We start from the raw sequence: 17135 nt of genomic DNA, 5'->3' as shown, positions 1-17135 counted from the left end.
GTTGCCTCTTGCGACGCGTCTCAGCCGCGTTTGCGGAACACGAGGTCCCACACGCCGTGACCGAGGCGCAGGCCGCGATTCTCGAACTTCGTCACTGGACGATAGTCGGGACGCGGCGCATAGCCGTCCGCCGTGTTTTCGAGCGTGGGTTCGCCGCCGAGCACTTCGAGCATCTGCTCGGCATATTCCTGCCAGTCCGTTGCGCAGTGCAGATAACCGCCCGGCTTCAGGCGCGACGCGAGCAGCGCGACAAAGGGAGGCTGAAGGAGGCGGCGCTTGTGGTGGCGCTTCTTGTGCCACGGATCGGGGAAGAAGACGTGCACGCCGTCCAGCGAGCCTTCGGGCAACATGTGCTGAACGACTTCCACGGCATCGTGCGCAATGATGCGAACGTTCGACAACGGCGTTTCGCCGATGCGCTTGAGCAATGCGCCCACCCCCGGCTCGTGCACCTCGACGCCAAGGAAATCGTCTTCCGGACGCAGCTTCGCAATGTACGCCGTGCCGTCACCCATGCCGAAGCCGATCTCGAGAATGCGAGGCGCATCGGCGCGCGCGAAGGCGGCGGGCCAGTCGAGCGGCTCAGGCGCGTAGGGCAGCAGGAACTGCGGGCCGAGGACATCGAACGCGCGCTTTTGCGCCTCCGAGCTGCGGCCGGCGCGACGCACGAAACTGCGAATGCGGCGCGGGTGCGCCACGTCGTTCGGGTCGACGTGTGTATCGTGGTCGCCCGTGGCGTTGGATTGCGGCGCGCTCAGGTCGGCGTCGTCGTCGTGGGCCGGGTGCGCGTCGTCAGCCGGCGGATGTCCGTGGTTCGTCATGGAAACAAAAAGCCGTCTGGGCGACGGCTTGTCGAGGAATGCTGCGGCGGGCGGCACATCCGGCATTGCGGCCTGATTCGGCACCCAACACGATGATTTTTCGAAAGTTTTTCCCGTGCCATGGCGGCGGGAACGGGCCCGATTATCTCCCGGAACGTCCTCCACTGGCAAGTTGACGTCGTGCACAGGCCGGGCAGGCGGCCCGCAATAAGCGTAGACGCATGGCACGAGGGCCTGGAATCTGTGCCTGCGACGGCAACCGACGCGGGCGATGTCCGCGCGGGCGTCAGCGCGTCTTCGTGCGCGACGGCTTGGCCGCCACGCGAGCCGCCGGCTTGTTGCCAAGCACGCCGGTGGTCTCCATATCTTCGAGCCAGGAGAGCGCGTCGGCGTGGCGCAGGAAGTGCCGCAGGTAGTCGGGCGAGATGTCGTGCATCAGCGACAGTGCGCGGTGTACCAGATGGCTGGAGTTGAGCGGTCCGGCGTTCTCCGGCACCTGGGCAAGCGACTGGCGCAGATTGCCGTCGGTGCTCACTTTCGACCACGTCTCGCGGAAATATTCGAGGACGTCGAGGTCGTCGAAGGCATCGTCGGTGGTGATGACCGTCGGTGTAAGCGCCACGGGGGCGGGCGGCGCGACGGGGCGTTTCGGCGGTGCCGTGGTCCCGCTGACCGGCTGAACGGTATCGGCGGTGCGGGTGCTGGAGCCATCGCGCAGCGTCTGGCTCGGCGGTGTTGCGGCCTTAACGGCGTGAGACGTCGTCGGCGGCGGCGCGGACCGTTCACGGGGGGGGCCACGCGCTGCGCAATGCTCGCCGTCAATTCCGCAAGCGGTGAGGCGAGACATTGTGTCCTCCGGGCAGCATCATCGGCGGACGCGGGCGATGCGTCAGATGCGTCAGATTCGGCAGATTCGGCAGATTCGGCGCCGGCCGCGCCAAGCGCCTGCGCAAACTCTTCCACGAGTGCCGTCAACCGTTCGTCGAGCACCCGTCGCACGTCGCCACGAAAGGCACGGCTGCGCAGCGCCAACGCCTCGATGCGATGAAAGCGCACCGGGTCTCGTTTGTCGGCCCCGTGCGCCCGCCATGCGGCGAGTTGCTCGGACAACGTGTCCGTTGCCTCGTGCGCCTGCGCGTCGCCAACCTCGGCGTGCATAGCGTCACGCATGGGGCTTGCCCGCGTTGCTGGCGCTGCTGCGTGGCATCGGCGCGATTTCCACGCGGCGGTTCTTCGCGCGACCGGCCTCGTCGCTGTTCGACGTGACGGGTTGTTCCGAGCCAAACGCCGCGGAAAAGACCGACGAAGGGGGCACGCCCGCGGCGATCAATTCGCGCGTAACGGTGAGCGCACGCTGGGCCGACAACTCCCAGTTATCGGCAAATCGCCGGTTCGTTTCTCGCACCTGTTGATCGTCGGTGAAGCCGCTGACCATGAGAATCTCGTCGCTCGCGCGCAGATAGGCGGCCAGCGGGGTGGCCAGGCTGCGCAGCACTTCACGCCCCTGCGGTTGCAACTGGTCCGAGTTCAGCGCGAAAAGCACATTGCCGCTGATGCCGATACGGCCGTTCACCAGTGTGACGCGTCCGCCCGCGAGGGGGCCGGCCAGCGCTTTCTCGAGCGTCTCGCGGCGTTGCGTTTCGGCTCGGCGCTCCTTGACCTCACGATCGAGCTTGGCGGACAGTTCGATCTGCACGCCGATCACACCGAGCATGATGAGCACGAACGCGCCGAGCATCACCGACATCAGGTCGCCGAAGACGGCCCATGTCGGCGCTGCCGCACCGACCTCGCCGCTGTCCCCGATGTCCGCGTCGAAATCGTCTCTCATGCTGCCGCGCTACCCGGTTGCGAGCGCGTCTGCGCCAGTTCCTGAAGGTTTTCGAGGATCTGCTTCTGCGACATCACGCTCAGCTCCACGACCTCGCGCGCCTGCGCAACGTAATAGCCGAGTTGTTCGTCGCTGCGCGCCATCGACTTGTCGAGCGCGGCTTCGATGCGTTGCAGATGGTCGAGCAGTTGTGAGTTAGATTCGCCGAACGATTGCACGGCGGCCCCGAAGGCGTCGCCCAGGCTCGCGATCTCCACCGCGCTGCCGGTGACTTGTGCCGAGGCGGCGGTGAGCTTCTCCGTTTGCGCGGCGATGGCGTCGCCCAGATGCGTGCCGGCACGTTCGAGCAGTTGTGCAGACGTCGTCACGAGGTCGTCGACCGCGGCGCGTTGCTCGTTGCCCGCGAGCTTGACGGTGTCGAGCAGCGTGCCCAGCGTGTCGAGCAGACGTGAGCGCTCTTCGAGCATGGCATTGTCGCGCACCATGCTGTCCGAGAGTTTCTGGCGTAGCTCGCCGATGATCTCGGCGGCGGCCTTCGGCGCCTCGGACGCGGTCTGCACCAGACGCGAAATTTCGGCGAGCGTGTCGCTGGCGTGGGCGCGCGTCTGTTCGGACATCTCCAGCGCGGTGCGCGCGAGCGTGTCGCAGATGGCCTGTTGCTGGCTGGCGCTGTGCTCACCGACCTGCTGCCATTCCGAGCGCAGCGTGGCGAGCGTGCCTTCGAGCGTTTGCGTCCACGCGGACAGGCGTTGCGTTTCGCGCTCGGCCGTGGCGTCGTGATGGGCCGCGTTGGCTTCCTGAAGCGCTTGCAGCAATGACGCGCTGTGGTCCGTGAAGACGCTGGTCGTCGCGGCCACGAGTTGCTGGTTGCCGTCGGCCAGCCGTTCGCTCGTGCGCGCGTGCTCCGCGATCGCGTCGCGCCACGTTTGCGCGACGTGGGTCGACGTTGCATCCATCTGCGCCGAGACGCTTTGCAGCAATTGCGAAGCGCGTGCCTCGAAGGTGTCCGCAAAGCGGGCAAGCGCGCTCGCCAGATCGCGGGCGAGGGCGTCATTGGCGGACTGCTGCGCGGTGAGGGCTTGCTTCCACTCGCCGGACACGACGCTGGCCGTCTCCGACACGCTGTGCATCGCGCCTTCCGTGCGCAGGCTCACGCCATCGATCAGATGCGCCGAGCGTTGCTCGAAGGTCTCGGTGAAGCGCGCGAGTGCGGCGCCGAGTTCGGTATTCAGGGCGGCGTTGGCTTGCTGTTGCAGCGCGATCGATTGATCCCACGCCTGGGCGACGCGCTCATGCGCGCCGCTGACGTTCCCGCTGGCGGCGTCGAGCTTGGCGGCCACGTCGCCGAGCAATGCCGTGGAGCGGGCTTCGAACGTCTGGGCGAAGCGTTCCAGCGCGGTGCCGAGGTCTTGCGTCAGGGCGTTGTGCGAGCGCTGCTGCTGGGCGAGGGCTTGCTCCCATGCTTGGGCGACGGTTGTCTGCGCCGTGGCGATGCTGCCGGTCGCATTGTCGAGACGCGAGGCGACGTTGGCCAGCAGGTCGGTGGAGCGGGTCTCGAAGGTCTGGGCGAATTGCGCAAGCGTGGCGCCGAGATCCCTGGCGAGCGCATCGTTGGTCTGTTGCTGTGCCGCGAGCGAGGTTTCCCACGTTTGTGCAACGCCGGCGTGCGAGGCGCTCACTTGTCCGGCTGTGGTTTCGAGACGCGCGGCGACCTCGTCGACGAGTTTGGCCGAGCGGGCCTCGAAGGTTTGGGCGAACTGGGCCAATGCGCCGCCGAGTTCCTTGGCGAGGGCATCGTTGGTGCGCTGCTGCGCGCTGAGCGACGTCTCCCAGGTTTGCGCGACACCCGCATGCGCGGCGCTGACGTGTCCGGTCACGGTTTCGAGCCGGGCGGCGACGTCGTCGACCAGTCGGGATGAGCGCGTCTCGAACGTTTGCGTGAATTCGCCCAGCGCGGCGCGCAGATCAGTGGCGAGCGATGCGTTGGTGCGCAACTGGGCGTCGAGCGAATCCGTCCAGACGTTTGCCACGCGGGCGGTGGTGGCCTCGAAGCGATCCGACAGGCCGTCCATTCGATCCTGCATGGCGGTGGACACGGTCTGGTGCCACGCGGCCGACTCGCGCGCGAGGCTGGCCATCGTCGCCTCGACCTCGGGGCGGATGGCGGCACTGGCCGCGTTGGCCGTCGTTGCCACGCTGTCCTTGAGGTACTGCTGCATGGCGCCCGTGAGTTGCGCGTACGAGGCGTCGGTCTTGGCGTGCAGGGCGTCTTGATTCGCGACGAGCCGTTCGCCAAGCGACTGACTCTGGCGCTCCATGGCGGCCATCATGTCCTGCAGACGGTCGACGAGGGCGGGCATGACCGTCGCCTGCTGTTGAAGCAATTGCAGCGTGGTGTCGCGCTGATGCTGTCGCGAGAAGGCGCGCAGCGTCGTGACGATGCGCGCGTCGAGCGATTGCACGACCTGGGCGCGTTGCTTGCGGGCGAGCGCGGCGAGCAGGCCGAGCATCGCGGACGTGGCGACCCCGGCCACCGACGTGCCGAACGCAAAGCCGAGGCCTCTGACGGGTGACGCGAGCGAGGCGCGGATGGCTTCGAGATCGGTGGCGCCTTCGAGCGCGAGACCGGTGCCGCGCAAGGTGGCGGCCATGCCGAGGAAGGTGCCGAGCATGCCGAGCAGCACGAGCAAGCCGACCAGATAGGGCGTGAGGGCGGGGCCGGGCAGGCCGACGCGTTCCCCTTCGACGCGCAGGCGCACGGGGGTGCGCAGGCCGGCCGGCAGCGTGTCGAGCCACGACGGCAGCGACGCGGGGGGCGAATTCAGGCCGGAGACGGCGTTGGCGAGAGCATCCGTGGCTTGATGGAAGCGTTTGAGTTCGAGCGCGCCGAAGAGATAGACGGCGGCGATGAGCAGGGCGACGGCCAGCGCGAGCGGGTTGGTGCCTGCATAGCCGATGGCGATCCAGCCGACGACGGCCAGGCCTGCGACAAAGGCGACGAGATCAACGAGGTAACGGGTCATGTTGTCCGGGTTCACTAACGTTTTCGCCGGGGGGCGCCGAGGCGAGGGCGGCGATCAGCCCTTCGATCGGTTCGAGGCGTATATCCAGTTCTGCGAGCAGGATGCTCTGCATGTCCCGGTGAAAGGTGTCGAGCCATGTGCCGGCGGGCGCGAGTGGCGGCGCGCCGGGCACGCGCGGGGCGGCCATGGCGGCTTGTTCCGTATCGCGCAGTCGCACGAAGTGCCCTTCGAGCAGATTCGGTACGCCGGCGAGAAGTGTGCGCTCACGGGCGGCCATCACGCGTTCCATGACGGCGTCGACGCTGGCGAGCCGCGCGGCGTGCGGCGCGCGGCGTGCCAACTGGCCGCGCAGGCGGGTGCGCAGGGTGCTGATTGCCGTATCCATCGTCTGTTGCGAGGTCGCGTAGCGCTGACGATAGGCGGGAAATTCCGCGAAGGACGCGGCTCGTTGACGCTCGGCGGCGCTCAGGGCGCGGATCTGCCCGCCGGGCGCGGCGGCAAGGCCGCAATCGCGGGCGATGGCGGCGGCGAGGTCTGCACGCACGCGTGCGAGTTCGCTCGCCGGATCGTGCGCAGCCGCGTGCGCGCCGGGCGTTGCGGCCGGCGGGGCGGATTTGAGGGCCGACGACAGGGCGATGGCGTCGGTCCAGCCCAGCCACTGGCTCATGCGGTCCGAGAGCGACGGCGCGGCCTCAGGTGGCGCGAACGTGCTCAGACGGGCCAGCGAGCGTATGAGTGTCGGGGCGCTGATAACGGGACGCCGGGGCACTTGCACCATTTCACTGGGGGGTCGAAAACCCAGCAGTTTACACTGCGCGCGGCCTTTCCCCGTCCTTCATTCCCCCTTCGCTCGTTGTCAGCTCGTTCTTCGCCTTCTTCGCGCCCGCCCGTCGCCTCAGAAGCCCCAGTAGCACACCACGTTCTGGCCTGCGCTGGCGTCGCTCACTGACGGGCTGAAGCCGCGCGCCCGGCTGCGGGAGAAGACGATTTTCGCCTGGCGCGCGTTGCCGCATCCGCCGACGTAGTCGAGCGTGCCGATCCAGAGCTTGCGACCTTGCATGCCTGGGTGCTCCCGTGACCACGTCAGCAATTCGCGCTCGACGGCGGCGTCGTACGTTGGCGCGTAGACCTCCTCATGCGCGATGCCGTCGAGCAGAGACGCGAAGGCGACACCGCCGGTGAGGCCGTGGCGCGTTGCCGGGCCGGTGGCGTTTTGCATGACGAGGATCTTGTCGGGAAAGGCTTCACGCAGTTCGCGCACGAGGTCGAGCGCGCCTTGCTGGCAGGCGGTGTCGCAGGGGCCATTGCGGGTGCGCACGCCATGCTCGATCAGTTCGAGATTGTCGAGGTAGAAGCCTTCGACGCCCTGTGCAATCAGCCGTGGCGCTACGTACGAGACGATGAGCTTGCGGTACGCCGGGTCGGACGGGTTCATCCAGGTTTCATCACGGTAGCCGTCATAGCGGCCCAGATGCGCGCGGCGATTGCGGCCGCAGGGGAGGAAGCCGGCGGGGGCGTGCTGCCAGTACGAACGAAAGCGCTCACAGGCGCCGAGATTGAGATAACTGATGACGCGGTTCGTGCCGTCGGCCTTGAGTGTGGCGATTTGAGCGGGCGTGACGTTGCCTTGATCAGGGTCGGCGTCGATATCGATGAGGCGGAAGGTGCTCGCCATACGGGCGAGGTCGAGATGGGCGACGTTGCCGTAGTAGCTGACCCATGGGGCACCGATACCGATATCACGCCCGGTCGGTGCGGCGACGGCTGCCCGGGGCTGTGTGGGCGTTTGCGCGGACGACACCAGGGCCGTGAGAGCGAGGAGAACGCACAGAACGCAGCGCAGCCATGACATCGGGGCTCGCGCACGCTGTGGAAACCCTTGTAGATCGACCTGCCGGGCGTGAGTCGTCATGGATGCGATGGACGCAAAAAAGCCGTCTGCAAGACGGCTGATCGATGAGTGCTACGAGCGTTGCTGAAGAATGCTGTGGAGCGGGCGATGGGAATCGAACCCACGGCTCTAGCTTGGGAAGCTAGGGTATTACCATTATACGACGCCCGCGAAGGGTGCCATTCTACGCGGGGATTGTGGCGTTTGGCAATCCACGCGTTTTACCGGTGGGTACGATTCTGGGGTGAGGGCTGACCTGACTGGTTTTTTCGTACCGCTGGCGTCTAGAGATTTACGGCCCCTGAACCACGCCGTGAATCGTGGAGGCCGTGCCGCAGGCGATGCCGAGCGGGTGCCCCTTTCGCGTGGGGTGGCCTGATTGCCGAACTGGCATACTTAAGCAAAGTTGAGCCACTTTCCCCGTTTCCATGTTCTGGAATTCAGCCGAGCCGCGCCCCATCCTCCGCTTGGGCCTGAGTCGCATCCGTCTTGAGAGAGAAAGTCATGAAAGCAGCTATTGGACAATTCGCCGTTGCCGCTGACGCGTCGATCAACGCGCAGACCTGCCTGCAATGGATGGCCAAGGCACGCGCCGCCGGTGCCGACCTGCTGGTACTCCCCGAGGGCGTGCTGGCGCGCGACATCGCCGACCCCGACCTCGTGCGCCGCGCCGCGCAACCATTGGACGGCGAGTTCGTGACCACCTTGCGCGAAGCAAGTCGAGGCAACAACCTCACGACGATGATGACGGTGCACGTGCCCGCGACCGCCGACGGCAAAGTGTGGAATGTCCTGATCGCACTGCGCGACGGTGAAATCATCGCCGAGTACAAGAAGATCCACCTTTACGATGCGTTCTCGGTGAAGGAGTCGACGAACGTGGTCCCGGGTAACGAGGTACCGCCGCTGGTCGACGTCTGCGGACTCAAGGTTGGGCTGATGACGTGCTACGACGTGCGCTTCCCCGAACTGGCGCGACGCCTCACGCTCGATGGCGCCGACGTGTTGGTGTTGCCGGCCGCGTGGGTGAGGGGACCGCTCAAGGAGGCGCATTGGGAAACCCTGTGCACCGCGCGTGCGCTGGAGAACACGTGCTATTTGGTGGCGTCGGGGGAATGCGGGCCCCGCAATATCGGCGCAAGCATGGTCGTTGACCCGTTGGGCGTGATTGTCGCGCGCGCCGCGGAAGCGCCCGCATTCCTGCTTGTCGACCTCGATCCGGCCCGCATCGCCGAAGCGCGCCGCGTGCTGCCTTGCAACGAAAATCGTCGTTTCGCGGCGCCGCAACTTTAGGGCGTGTCGGGCCGGCTCAGCGCATGGCATGAACGGCTGACGTGCCGGGCAAGCCGAGTGACGATGTCGGCCACGTCGGACGAAGCCGCCATTACATCAACCGATTGCGCGCTTCGAGCAGCAACTGCGCCGCCAACTTCCCCAGCACGGTACTTGGCGCGTGAGTATCGGGCACGCTCGGCACGCACGCCATCCATTCGGTCAACGCTTCGGCCGGCATCGGGCGCGCAATCGCATACCCTTGGGCGATATCGGCGCCGAGAATCACAACCGCCTCGAGCATGCCCTCGTCTTCGATGCCCTCCACCACGACGGCCTTGTTCAACGAGTGTCCCAGCTGGATCAACTGATAGGTGAAGCGCAGGGTCTCCAGGGGATCCCGACCGACAGCGCTAACAATGTCCCGGTCGATCTTGACCAGGTCGAACGGCACTTCGCGCAGACGCGTCAGACTGCTATATCCCGAACCAAGATCGTCCTCTGCCAACTGGATCCCCAGGGCTTTGAATTTCGCCAGTTCGTGCGATACGTCCACGCCGAGCGGGAAGGCATCGGTTTCCAGCACTTCCAGCGTCAACTGGTTTGGCGCGGCACCGCTCTTTTTGAGCGCCCGCTCCGTGACTTTGAAATAGCGGATGTCGCCGAGTGCACTCGATGGCAAGTTCACGGAGACGCTCAGCGGGAAACCCGCCCGCAGCCAGAGGCGGCGCTGCGACAGCGCTTGCTCGAGCCCGCGCTTGTATAGCGTGAGGAAGTCCTCGGACGACAGGGCCGGGAAGAATTCGCCAGGTGCCAGAAGGCGATCGCCATCCTGCAAGCGGGCCAATGCCTCCACCTTGGTCACTTGCCCTGTTTTGAGATCGAGCAGCGGTTGATAGTGGATCTTCAGCGCGTCAGTCCCGAGAAGCTTGGACCACCGCTGCCGAACGGTATAGGGCACGGTGCGGGTATTGCCGGCCAGGCGCTCGGTGCCGGCAATGGCGAAGCCCAGAATCGTCTGCAACAGGGAAACGAAGGCAATCTGATCGGCCCCGGTGAGTGCGCCGGGCAAGGGGCTGTACAGGTTCAGGATGGCGGCCGTGGGTTCGCCCGGCTGGTGCAGGGGAATCGCAATGCAGGAATGAAAACCGACCGGCAAGGCCGCGGCCCGCCACGGCACCATCTTCGGATCGTTCGCAATATTGAGCGAGCGCACCACATGGCCGCTGCGCCAGGCACGCCCCGTGGGCCCCTGACTGCCGAACGAATTGCCCACCGTGATGGGCGCCGTCTTTTCGATCCCGGCCAGATAGCGCTCGATGGTGCCGCCAGCCGCCAATTCGAAGCGAAACACCCCCTGACGATCAGGCCGGCCCACCGCACAGCCGGCGATCTCGTCATGTTCGCCCAGAATCTGGACCACCTGGCTGATCAGGTCGGTATAACTTTCCGTTCTCCACGCCAGCAACGTGACGCGCTGCAATACCTCATGACGGGAGATCTGCAGGCGCTGATAGGCCTCGGCCTGCCAGGCGAGATCCTGGTTCATGCGCCGGCTCAGCAGGCATAGCGCCTCGCCATGCGCCGCTGTATCGATGTACTTGACGATGGCTTCGCCAAGGACCCCTCGGGCGCGAACCAGATCTTCCCAGTTGAGACCGACAATGGCATGCGTACGCCCGGCCCTGATGGCTTGCGCACGATGATCGGCAGCCGTTAGCGCAGGGGCCGAAAGTGCGCATAGTCGGCGGGTCTGACGCGATTTGGCATACCGCATTTCCGCTGGCGTCAGGTGACCCAGGATGCGCTGGGACGCCGGCAGGCATGCAAGTCCATCGTGGAACTGGCTGACGATAGCTGCGGCGTGGCGTTGCACCTCTGCGAAGAGCGCCGTGAGTTGTGGCGTCCCTGCCATGCCGTACATCTCTCGTCCCTCGCTCACGGACGCAGGATCCTGAAGCGGGTGCCAGAACTTCTCGACGTTCGCTGAAACACCGGGAGATTGCATCTCGTCGTCTTGCGTGACCATGAACGTCGGCGGATCTGTGGTTTGCCTTGAAGGAATTAACGACCGGCAGTTGGAAATCCGCAGGCCGCGTCCAGCGACGAGCATACTGCACGGCCGGCCGCCATGCTACCGTGGTTTCACCTGACGATCCCAGCGGGGATCGTGGAAAATAGATGGCGCGCGGAGATGGATTGGCGAGAGCGCATCGTGCATGGAGCACCGATGGCCGCAAAGAGAGGGTGCCGGCAGAGGGTGCCGACAGAGCGCGCAGGCACCTTGACACGCCGACACGCTGACGTGCGGCATGTCCTGGAGACCGGCCACACGGCCATGGGAGGCCGCATTGTCGCGGTAAGGCGCTAACGCGTTACCGCGTTGCGATCAGCACCAGGCGGGGACGTAGGCGGACCGGCAGTACGATCTGCCATACGGCGTCAATTCGAGGCGCTCGCCCACTCGGCAGACCAGTTCACGCGCCAGCAGCGCGTTAATGATGGCATCCGAAGGGGGGTCGTCATTTCGAATGACGCGATAAATGGCAGCGACTATGGCCTGCTTCGACAGCGTGAGCATTCGTGCTCCTGACATGGATGAGATAACTGCGAGCCGCGTTGACCGACGCACATTTCGCGTCGGGCCTGAGATACCCGCACATGGCTCACGAACAAGATCGGTCGCGTAGCGATGGGCTATTGAGTTGGGTGGGTTTGTCGATGCCTGCAACGCTATTGGACCGTGCACCTCATCAAACGACGTAGGTCGGTTCTCGCGAAGTGATCGAATTCGCTTCGACCGACTGATTGAATCTCGCAAGGATCGAGGAGATTGACGCGGTGTGGACAAGCGTCAGACTTGAGATTCTCTTTGTCACTTATACGCGTGTTCCGCGCATCGCGCAATGCTTTGTGCCGCCGAACGCCCGCCGACTGTGGCATCCGACGACACGCCCCCTGTCAGCCGATATGCGCGGCAAACCCCGTCTGTCCGTTGGCGACGTTGTCCTTGAGCGTGAGCGCCGGAATGTCGTATTCGCCGTGGTTCTGCCGCCGATAGGGAATCGGCGCCGTCGTGGCGAGTGTATCGAGACGCTCGCCCAGCTCGCGCTGAATCTGTGCAAAGCGCTCGGCGTCGATGCGTCCCGTCCGGAAGGCGACGTAGGGTGGCAACACGTCGAACCCCGGGTAGAACAACATGCCGTGCTGAATCGGGAACAGCACATCGTCAATGGGACCGTTGATGCCGCGATCGCTGTAGTGCGAGTCCCAGCCGCCGGTCGTCACCACGAGCATTGCGCGCTTGCCCGCCATCGACCCTTCGCCGTAGCGGTCGCCCCAATGCGTATTCGAGTGCTCGCCAACGCCATACGCGAAGCCGTAGGCATACACGCGATCAAACCATCCCTTCATGATCGCCGGCATCGAGAACCACCACAGCGGGAATTGCAGGATCACCGTGTCCGCCCAGCGCAGCTTCGCCTGCTCGCGGGCGATGTCGGCGCGCTGCGTGCCGCTCGCGAACGCATGCTTCGAGTCGAGCGATGCATGGAACGGCTCGCTCGCATTGCGTTGCGGCGCGTCGTCCTCGTCGATGGTGCTCTTCCACTGCATTGCATACAGATCCGAGACTTGCACGTGGTGCCCGGCCGCTTCGAGTCGCTGCACAGCAAAGTCGCGTAATGCGCCGTTGAGCGAGCGCGGTTGCGGGTGGGCATAAACAATCAGTACATTCATTTTTCAAACTCCGTTGCGATTGGGTTCATTCGTTTCAGTGAACACATGCAGGTTAGGCGCACGGGAGGTATATTAGAAATGAATTCCTGATATGCCAGGTATAACGATGAATAATTTGCGACGTATCGATCTGAATCTGCTGGTCACGCTCGATGTTCTGCTTGCCGAACAGAACGTGACACGTGCCGCCGAGCGGCTGTACATGTCTCAGCCGGCGGTCAGTGTGCATCTGGCGAAGTTGCGCGATTTGCTCGGCGATCCACTGTTGCTCCCGGGGCCGCGTGGCATGCGCCCTACCGCGCGCGCAGAGGCGCTGCGCGAGCCGTTGCGCGATGCGCTTGAATCGCTCTCACGTGCCGTCTCACCCGCTGCGGCTTTCGATCCGGCCAACGCTGAATTGACCTGGCGTATTGCCGCCACCGATTACACGGAGTCGACCCTGGTACTGCCGGTGCTTCAGCGCCTGCGAGCGGCGGCGCCACGCACGCGCCTGGCGGTGTTCGATCTGTCGCCGTCGCGCGTTGCCCGGCAGGCGGAGCAGGGTATCGTCGATATCGCGTTTCACACAACGGATGGCGCACCACAGGGCTTGCGTCGCAAGGCCCTGTTCGCGGAGCGCTACGTTCTGGTGGGACGGCGTGGGCATCCGAAGCTCAAGCGACGGCCCACGCTCAAGCAGTTCTGCGAGCTGGAGCACGTCATTGTGTCGCAGGACGGCGGCGGCTTCCACGCGAGCACCGACGATGCCCTCGCGAGGCTAGGGGCATCGCGGCGCGTCGTCCTGTCCGTGCCGCATTTTCTCTTCCTGCGATCCGCGCTCGCCAGCACGGATCTGGTGGCGATGGCCCCCGAACGCCTCGTTCGCGACGATCCGGCGTTGCAGGTGACGCCGTCGCCCGTCGACCTGCCGGGCTTCGAGATCTCGATGTACTGGCACGAGCGTGTGCATCGCGATTCGTCGCATCAATGGCTGCGGGAATGCATCGCGAGCGTCGTGTGACCCTCAGCTCGGGCGAACGAGCGTACGGCGCTCGTAGTCGCGCGATCCCATCTCGGCCAGTCGGCTGATCGTGCGCGACAGATCGCGCCAGTCGCGCAGCGCATCGAGCGCGGGAATGAGCGGCATGTCGGACGCGATCAGCAACGTGCGTTGGCGGTCATAACAAATGTCGATCAGCCACAGGAATCGTTGCAGCGTGTCGGGGCGCCGGAGCCGTTCGACGTGCAGATCGCCCACGATCAAGGATGGCCAGCGCTCGGCAAGCGCGAGGTAATCCAGATGCGAGCGATGTGCGACGCAAAGGTCGTCGAAATTGGCCCACAGCACGCGCGCGCCTGCGCTTTGTGCCGGCAGTGCACGGCCGGCGATCGTCACCGTCGACGGATTTGACGCGGGTCGCCCCTCCAATTCGGCATAACGTAGCGGCAAGAGGTCGCGGGCTTCGTCGGGGGGGGCGATCCAGCGCGGTAGCCGTGCCGCTTCGCCGCCCATGCGGTAGTCGGTGGCGCCGTCGAAATGCACGACCGCGAAGCGTTGCAGAATCACGGCGATGGTCGGCTCGAAACGCTCGTGAAACTCGGGGTCCGGCAACAACTGCTGCGGCGCATAGTTCGACGTCAGCACCAGCCGCACACCCCGCGCCAGCGCGATGTCGAGAAATCGTCCGATCAGGAAAGCATCGGCAATGTCGTGGACGTGAAACTCATCGAAACACAGTAACGCGACGCCGTGGAGCCAGCGATTCGCCACCGCCAAGAGTCGGTCGTCGCATGCCGGTTCGCGCACGAGTTGCCGATGGATGTCGCGCAGGAATTCGTGAAAGTGCACGCGCCGCTTCTCGCACTCGGCGACGGCGAAGGCGGCGTCCACGACGAGGCTCTTGCCGCGCCCGGGGCGTCCGTAGCAGTACACGCCGTCGAAGGCCGGCCTGGTGGTCCCCAGCAGCGCGGTGAGCGCGGCGAGGGCGTCGCGTTGGCGAAGGTCGGGACGGACGTGGCGCTCAGCCAGCGCCCGCGTCACGCGCGCAATGTCGATCATGTAAAGCAGACTCCGGATAGCAGCAGCCGGCATACCCGGCCGGCCAATGGGGGCCACTATACCGACGCTGCGCGGTTCGGGCTAATTTGGACTGCGGTGCGAAATCCGCGAATTTCGGCATCGCCTGATCGCCCGCTCACCTCGTCGCCGTGACGGCATCGCGCAAAGACGCGGCGGATGCGCTAACGTATGGGCTCTGCGTAGGTCCGCATCCCTCAAGAGGACGTCAGGCATGTCTCATCCCTTCGATCCGGAACGCTATTTTCAGCGCATCGGCTACACCGGCCCGCGTGAAGCAACGCTCGATGTTCTGCGCGCCATCCACTCGCTGCATCCGCTGGCCATTCCGTTCGAGAATCTCGATCCGATTCGTGGCCAGCCGGTCGACGTCGATCTGCCGTCGGTCGTTGCCAAGTTGCTCGATGGCGGACGCGGCGGCTACTGCTTCGAGCAGAACGCGCTGTTCGCCAACGCGCTGACCCATCTCGGATTCGCGGTCACGCCCTTGATCGGCCGCGTCGTGTGGGGGCGCGCGTTTGATGGGGAAGCGCCGCTCACGCACATGCTGCTGCGCGTCGATCTCGACGGCGAGGCCTGGCTGGCCGATGTAGGTTTCGGCTCCGTCACGCTCACGGCACCGCTGCGCCTGCATTCGGCGCAACCCCAGTCGACCCTGCTGGAAACGTTCCGACTGGAGACGGTTCGCACGGAGGCCGGCGGGCCACCCAGCGAGTACCGCCTGAGCGTGCGCTCCGCCGACAAGTGGTTGCCTGTCTATCGCTTTGCGCCGAAGCCCGCCGAGTGGATCGACTACAAGCTGGGCAATTGGTATACGTCGAGCGCGCCCGATTCCATCTTCCGGAATCAGCTCATTGTCTGCCGTGTGCTGCCGCTGGGACGCATTGCGCTGCTCAACACCACGCTGACGGAGCGCTCGGCGCAAGGCGACGTCGTGGCGCAAACCGACATCGCGTCGGCGGCGCAACTCGCGCAGGTGCTGCAGGAACGTTTCGGACTGAGGCTTGACGGCATCGATATCGACGCTTTGTACGACCAGGTGCGCGCCTGTGCCGCAAAGGCCGCCAGCTGAGCGTTGTCGGCGCCATGCACTCGCCCAGCGCTCCCTAATTACCCAACGCGCCAAACGACAAGGCCGCCTCCCGAGGGAAGCGGCCTGGGTATCTTTGTCCCGTCGTCGTCAGCGGCGGGCTACGCGTCAGTGCGCCGACGTCGTGCCGGGCCACAGTCGCACGGCGAGCGCGGCGAGGGCCGCCAGCGTGGCGAGCGATGCGACGCCCGTCCAGCCCCAGTGGGCCAATGCCTGGGCACCGAGTGCCGCGCCGATCGACATGCCGATGAAGACACCGACGAAAAGCACAGCGTTCAGGCGGCTGCGGGCGGCGGGCTCGATGCCGTACACGATGGTTTGATGCGAGACCAGCGCGACCTGCACACCCAGGTCGAAGCCGATGGCGGCCAGACCGATCAGCCACAGTTGGGCATGGGCGCCGAGCATGGGCGCTAAGAGCATCGCCGCGAAGGATACGGCCACCAGGCTCGCCCCAAGACGGGTGACGATCTGCGGACCCTTGCGATCCGCGATGCGGCCGGCCAGCGGTGCGCCGAGCGCCCCGGCCGCGCCTGCCAGACCGAATGCCCCCGCCGCGGCCGCGCCCAGATGGAACGGAGCGTCGTGCAGCATGACGGCGAGCGTCGACCAGAAGGCGCTGAAGCCGACCGACAGCAGGCCCTGCGCCAACGCCGCCCGGCGCAGCGCCGGATGACGACGCCACAGGCCGGCCACCGAACCGAGCAATTGGCGATAGGTCATCTGCGTCGTCGGATGAAACGACGGCAGGCCGCGCCATGCCACCACGCCGAAACCGGCCACGCTGATGGCGGCGACGACATACATCGCCCGCCAACCGAAGTTCTGGGCCACGAAGCCGGACACCACGCGCGAGAGCAGAATGCCCAACAACAGTCCGGTCATCACGGTGCCGACGACTCGGCCCCGGATCGATTCGGGCGCGATCGCGGCCGCGGCGGGCACGATGTCCTGTGCCATCGTCGCGGTCAGCCCAATGGCCAGACTCGCGACGAGCAGCGTGCCAATGCCCGGCGCAAAGGCGGCCAGCAGCAGCGCGAGCGTGAGAATCGCGCCCTTGACGAGCACGATACGACGCCGGTCGATAATGTCGCCGAGCGGCACCAGCAGCAGAATGCCCAGCGCGTAGCCGAGCTGCGTGAGCGTCGGGACCCAGCCGACCGTCGTGTTGGCGGCGTGGATGTCGTCGGTCATGATGCCCAGCATCGGCTGGGCGTAGTACAGCGAGGCGACCGTCAGGCCGGTGCCCGTTGCCAGCAGCAGGATAAGCCGGGCAGACAACTCGGGCTGCGCTCGCGTGGCGACCTGATTCGCGCCAGTGGCGCTGGAAATCTGAGCAGAACGCATGAAGTGAGGCTCCAGTAGCAAGGTACGGGCCGTAGTGTCGCGCTTGGTGCGGTGCGGTGGTAGGCC

At 65.6% G+C, this 17135-nt stretch carries 14 protein-coding genes, 1 tRNA gene and 1 pseudogene; 3 read left to right on the top strand and 13 right to left on the bottom strand.

Annotation, left to right across the window (positions count from 1 at the left end):
* Positions 1 to 20: 20 nt before the first annotated feature.
* The 8 genes and pseudogenes from trmB to DRB87_RS19095 form a co-directional block, all read right to left on the bottom strand.
* Complete coding sequence (trmB, locus tag DRB87_RS19130; protein WP_130027013.1) at positions 21 to 821, bottom strand: tRNA (guanosine(46)-N7)-methyltransferase TrmB; 801 nt, start codon at positions 819 to 821, stop codon at positions 21 to 23.
* 286 nt (positions 822 to 1107) lie between these two features.
* Complete coding sequence (locus DRB87_RS24010) at positions 1108 to 1668, bottom strand: DUF2894 domain-containing protein (protein WP_130027012.1); 561 nt, start codon at positions 1666 to 1668, stop codon at positions 1108 to 1110.
* Positions 1669 to 1718: 50 nt separating this feature from the next.
* A pseudogene (locus DRB87_RS24360) lies at positions 1719 to 1979 on the bottom strand (DUF2894 domain-containing protein); the annotation flags it as partial.
* Positions 1980 to 1983: 4 nt separating this feature from the next.
* Positions 1984 to 2652 carry an OmpA family protein gene (locus tag DRB87_RS19115; protein ID WP_130027011.1) on the bottom strand — a complete coding sequence of 223 codons (669 nt, stop codon included), beginning with the start codon at positions 2650 to 2652 and terminating at the stop codon, positions 1984 to 1986.
* Complete coding sequence (locus tag DRB87_RS19110) at positions 2649 to 5675, bottom strand: DUF802 domain-containing protein (RefSeq protein WP_130027010.1); 3027 nt, start codon at positions 5673 to 5675, stop codon at positions 2649 to 2651. The genes DRB87_RS19115 and DRB87_RS19110 overlap by 4 nt, the downstream gene beginning before the upstream one ends.
* Positions 5656 to 6453 carry a DUF3348 domain-containing protein gene (locus DRB87_RS19105; RefSeq protein ID WP_130027009.1) on the bottom strand — a complete coding sequence of 266 codons (798 nt, stop codon included), beginning with the start codon at positions 6451 to 6453 and terminating at the stop codon, positions 5656 to 5658. The genes DRB87_RS19110 and DRB87_RS19105 overlap by 20 nt, the downstream gene beginning before the upstream one ends.
* A 117-nt stretch (positions 6454 to 6570) precedes the next feature.
* Positions 6571 to 7527, bottom strand: a complete 957-nt coding sequence (locus DRB87_RS19100; protein ID WP_130027008.1) for an endo alpha-1,4 polygalactosaminidase — start codon at positions 7525 to 7527, stop codon at positions 6571 to 6573.
* Between the two features lie 136 nt (positions 7528 to 7663).
* A tRNA-Gly gene (locus DRB87_RS19095) sits at positions 7664 to 7737 on the bottom strand.
* Between the two features lie 333 nt (positions 7738 to 8070).
* On the opposite strand from DRB87_RS19095, the gene DRB87_RS19090 reads away from it, so the two are divergent.
* Positions 8071 to 8859: a deaminated glutathione amidase gene (locus DRB87_RS19090; protein WP_130027007.1), complete on the top strand. Its 789-nt coding sequence runs from the start codon at positions 8071 to 8073 to the stop codon at positions 8857 to 8859.
* 91 nt (positions 8860 to 8950) lie between these two features.
* Here the strand turns inward: DRB87_RS19090 and DRB87_RS19085 are convergent, their stop codons facing one another.
* From DRB87_RS19085 to DRB87_RS19075, 3 genes are all read right to left on the bottom strand, one after another.
* Entirely contained in the window at positions 8951 to 10867 is a 1917-nt protein-coding gene (locus DRB87_RS19085; RefSeq protein WP_130027006.1) for an EAL domain-containing protein, read from the bottom strand.
* Positions 10868 to 11227: 360 nt separating this feature from the next.
* Positions 11228 to 11419, bottom strand: coding sequence for a hypothetical protein (locus DRB87_RS19080; RefSeq protein ID WP_017234820.1), 192 nt, complete (start codon positions 11417 to 11419; stop codon positions 11228 to 11230).
* 380 nt (positions 11420 to 11799) lie between these two features.
* The gene (locus DRB87_RS19075; protein WP_130027005.1) at positions 11800 to 12576 is read right to left on the bottom strand and encodes an NAD(P)H-dependent oxidoreductase; all 777 of its coding nucleotides are present in this window, start codon (positions 12574 to 12576) and stop codon (positions 11800 to 11802) included.
* A 106-nt stretch (positions 12577 to 12682) separates the two neighbouring features.
* Between DRB87_RS19075 and DRB87_RS19070 the strand changes: the two genes are divergently transcribed.
* Positions 12683 to 13576: a LysR family transcriptional regulator gene (locus DRB87_RS19070; protein WP_130027004.1), complete on the top strand. Its 894-nt coding sequence runs from the start codon at positions 12683 to 12685 to the stop codon at positions 13574 to 13576.
* A gap of 3 nt (positions 13577 to 13579) precedes the next feature.
* Here DRB87_RS19070 and zapE read toward each other — a convergent pair whose 3' ends face one another.
* A complete protein-coding gene (gene zapE, locus DRB87_RS19065; protein ID WP_130027003.1) occupies positions 13580 to 14614 on the bottom strand; it encodes a cell division protein ZapE in 1035 nt (344 codons plus the stop codon).
* 232 nt (positions 14615 to 14846) lie between these two features.
* Here zapE and DRB87_RS19060 point away from each other — a divergent pair, with 232 nt between their 5' ends.
* A complete protein-coding gene (locus DRB87_RS19060) occupies positions 14847 to 15704 on the top strand; it encodes an arylamine N-acetyltransferase (RefSeq protein ID WP_130027002.1) in 858 nt (285 codons plus the stop codon).
* 126 nt (positions 15705 to 15830) lie between these two features.
* Here DRB87_RS19060 and DRB87_RS19055 read toward each other — a convergent pair whose 3' ends face one another.
* Entirely contained in the window at positions 15831 to 17069 is a 1239-nt protein-coding gene (locus DRB87_RS19055) for an MFS transporter (protein ID WP_130027001.1), read from the bottom strand.
* Positions 17070 to 17135 lie beyond the last annotated feature (66 nt).

This window comes from Pandoraea sp. XY-2 (genome assembly GCF_004193915.1).
In the GTDB taxonomy this organism is placed as follows: Bacteria; Pseudomonadota; Gammaproteobacteria; order Burkholderiales; family Burkholderiaceae; genus Pandoraea; species Pandoraea cepalis.
Note: the sequence above shows the minus strand (reverse complement) of the source record. Positions and strands in the feature narration are given on the sequence as shown.

What these genes read in the sequence shown, in the direction of transcription:
- trmB (WP_130027013.1), bottom strand. Translation starts at nt 821, where the DNA reads ATGACGAACCACGGACATCCGCCGGCTGACGACGCGCACCCGGCCCAC.
- DRB87_RS24010 (WP_130027012.1), bottom strand. Translation starts at nt 1,668, where the DNA reads ATGTCTCGCCTCACCGCTTGCGGAATTGACGGCGAGCATTGCGCAGCG.
- DRB87_RS19115 (WP_130027011.1), bottom strand. Translation starts at nt 2,652, where the DNA reads ATGAGAGACGATTTCGACGCGGACATCGGGGACAGCGGCGAGGTCGGT.
- DRB87_RS19110 (WP_130027010.1), bottom strand. Translation starts at nt 5,675, where the DNA reads ATGACCCGTTACCTCGTTGATCTCGTCGCCTTTGTCGCAGGCCTGGCC.
- DRB87_RS19105 (WP_130027009.1), bottom strand. Translation starts at nt 6,453, where the DNA reads ATGGTGCAAGTGCCCCGGCGTCCCGTTATCAGCGCCCCGACACTCATA.
- DRB87_RS19100 (WP_130027008.1), bottom strand. Translation starts at nt 7,527, where the DNA reads ATGTCATGGCTGCGCTGCGTTCTGTGCGTTCTCCTCGCTCTCACGGCC.
- DRB87_RS19090 (WP_130027007.1), top strand. Translation starts at nt 8,071, where the DNA reads ATGAAAGCAGCTATTGGACAATTCGCCGTTGCCGCTGACGCGTCGATC.
- DRB87_RS19085 (WP_130027006.1), bottom strand. Translation starts at nt 10,867, where the DNA reads ATGGTCACGCAAGACGACGAGATGCAATCTCCCGGTGTTTCAGCGAAC.
- DRB87_RS19080 (WP_017234820.1), bottom strand. Translation starts at nt 11,419, where the DNA reads ATGCTCACGCTGTCGAAGCAGGCCATAGTCGCTGCCATTTATCGCGTC.
- DRB87_RS19075 (WP_130027005.1), bottom strand. Translation starts at nt 12,576, where the DNA reads ATGAATGTACTGATTGTTTATGCCCACCCGCAACCGCGCTCGCTCAAC.
- DRB87_RS19070 (WP_130027004.1), top strand. Translation starts at nt 12,683, where the DNA reads ATGAATAATTTGCGACGTATCGATCTGAATCTGCTGGTCACGCTCGAT.
- zapE (WP_130027003.1), bottom strand. Translation starts at nt 14,614, where the DNA reads ATGATCGACATTGCGCGCGTGACGCGGGCGCTGGCTGAGCGCCACGTC.
- DRB87_RS19060 (WP_130027002.1), top strand. Translation starts at nt 14,847, where the DNA reads ATGTCTCATCCCTTCGATCCGGAACGCTATTTTCAGCGCATCGGCTAC.
- DRB87_RS19055 (WP_130027001.1), bottom strand. Translation starts at nt 17,069, where the DNA reads ATGCGTTCTGCTCAGATTTCCAGCGCCACTGGCGCGAATCAGGTCGCC.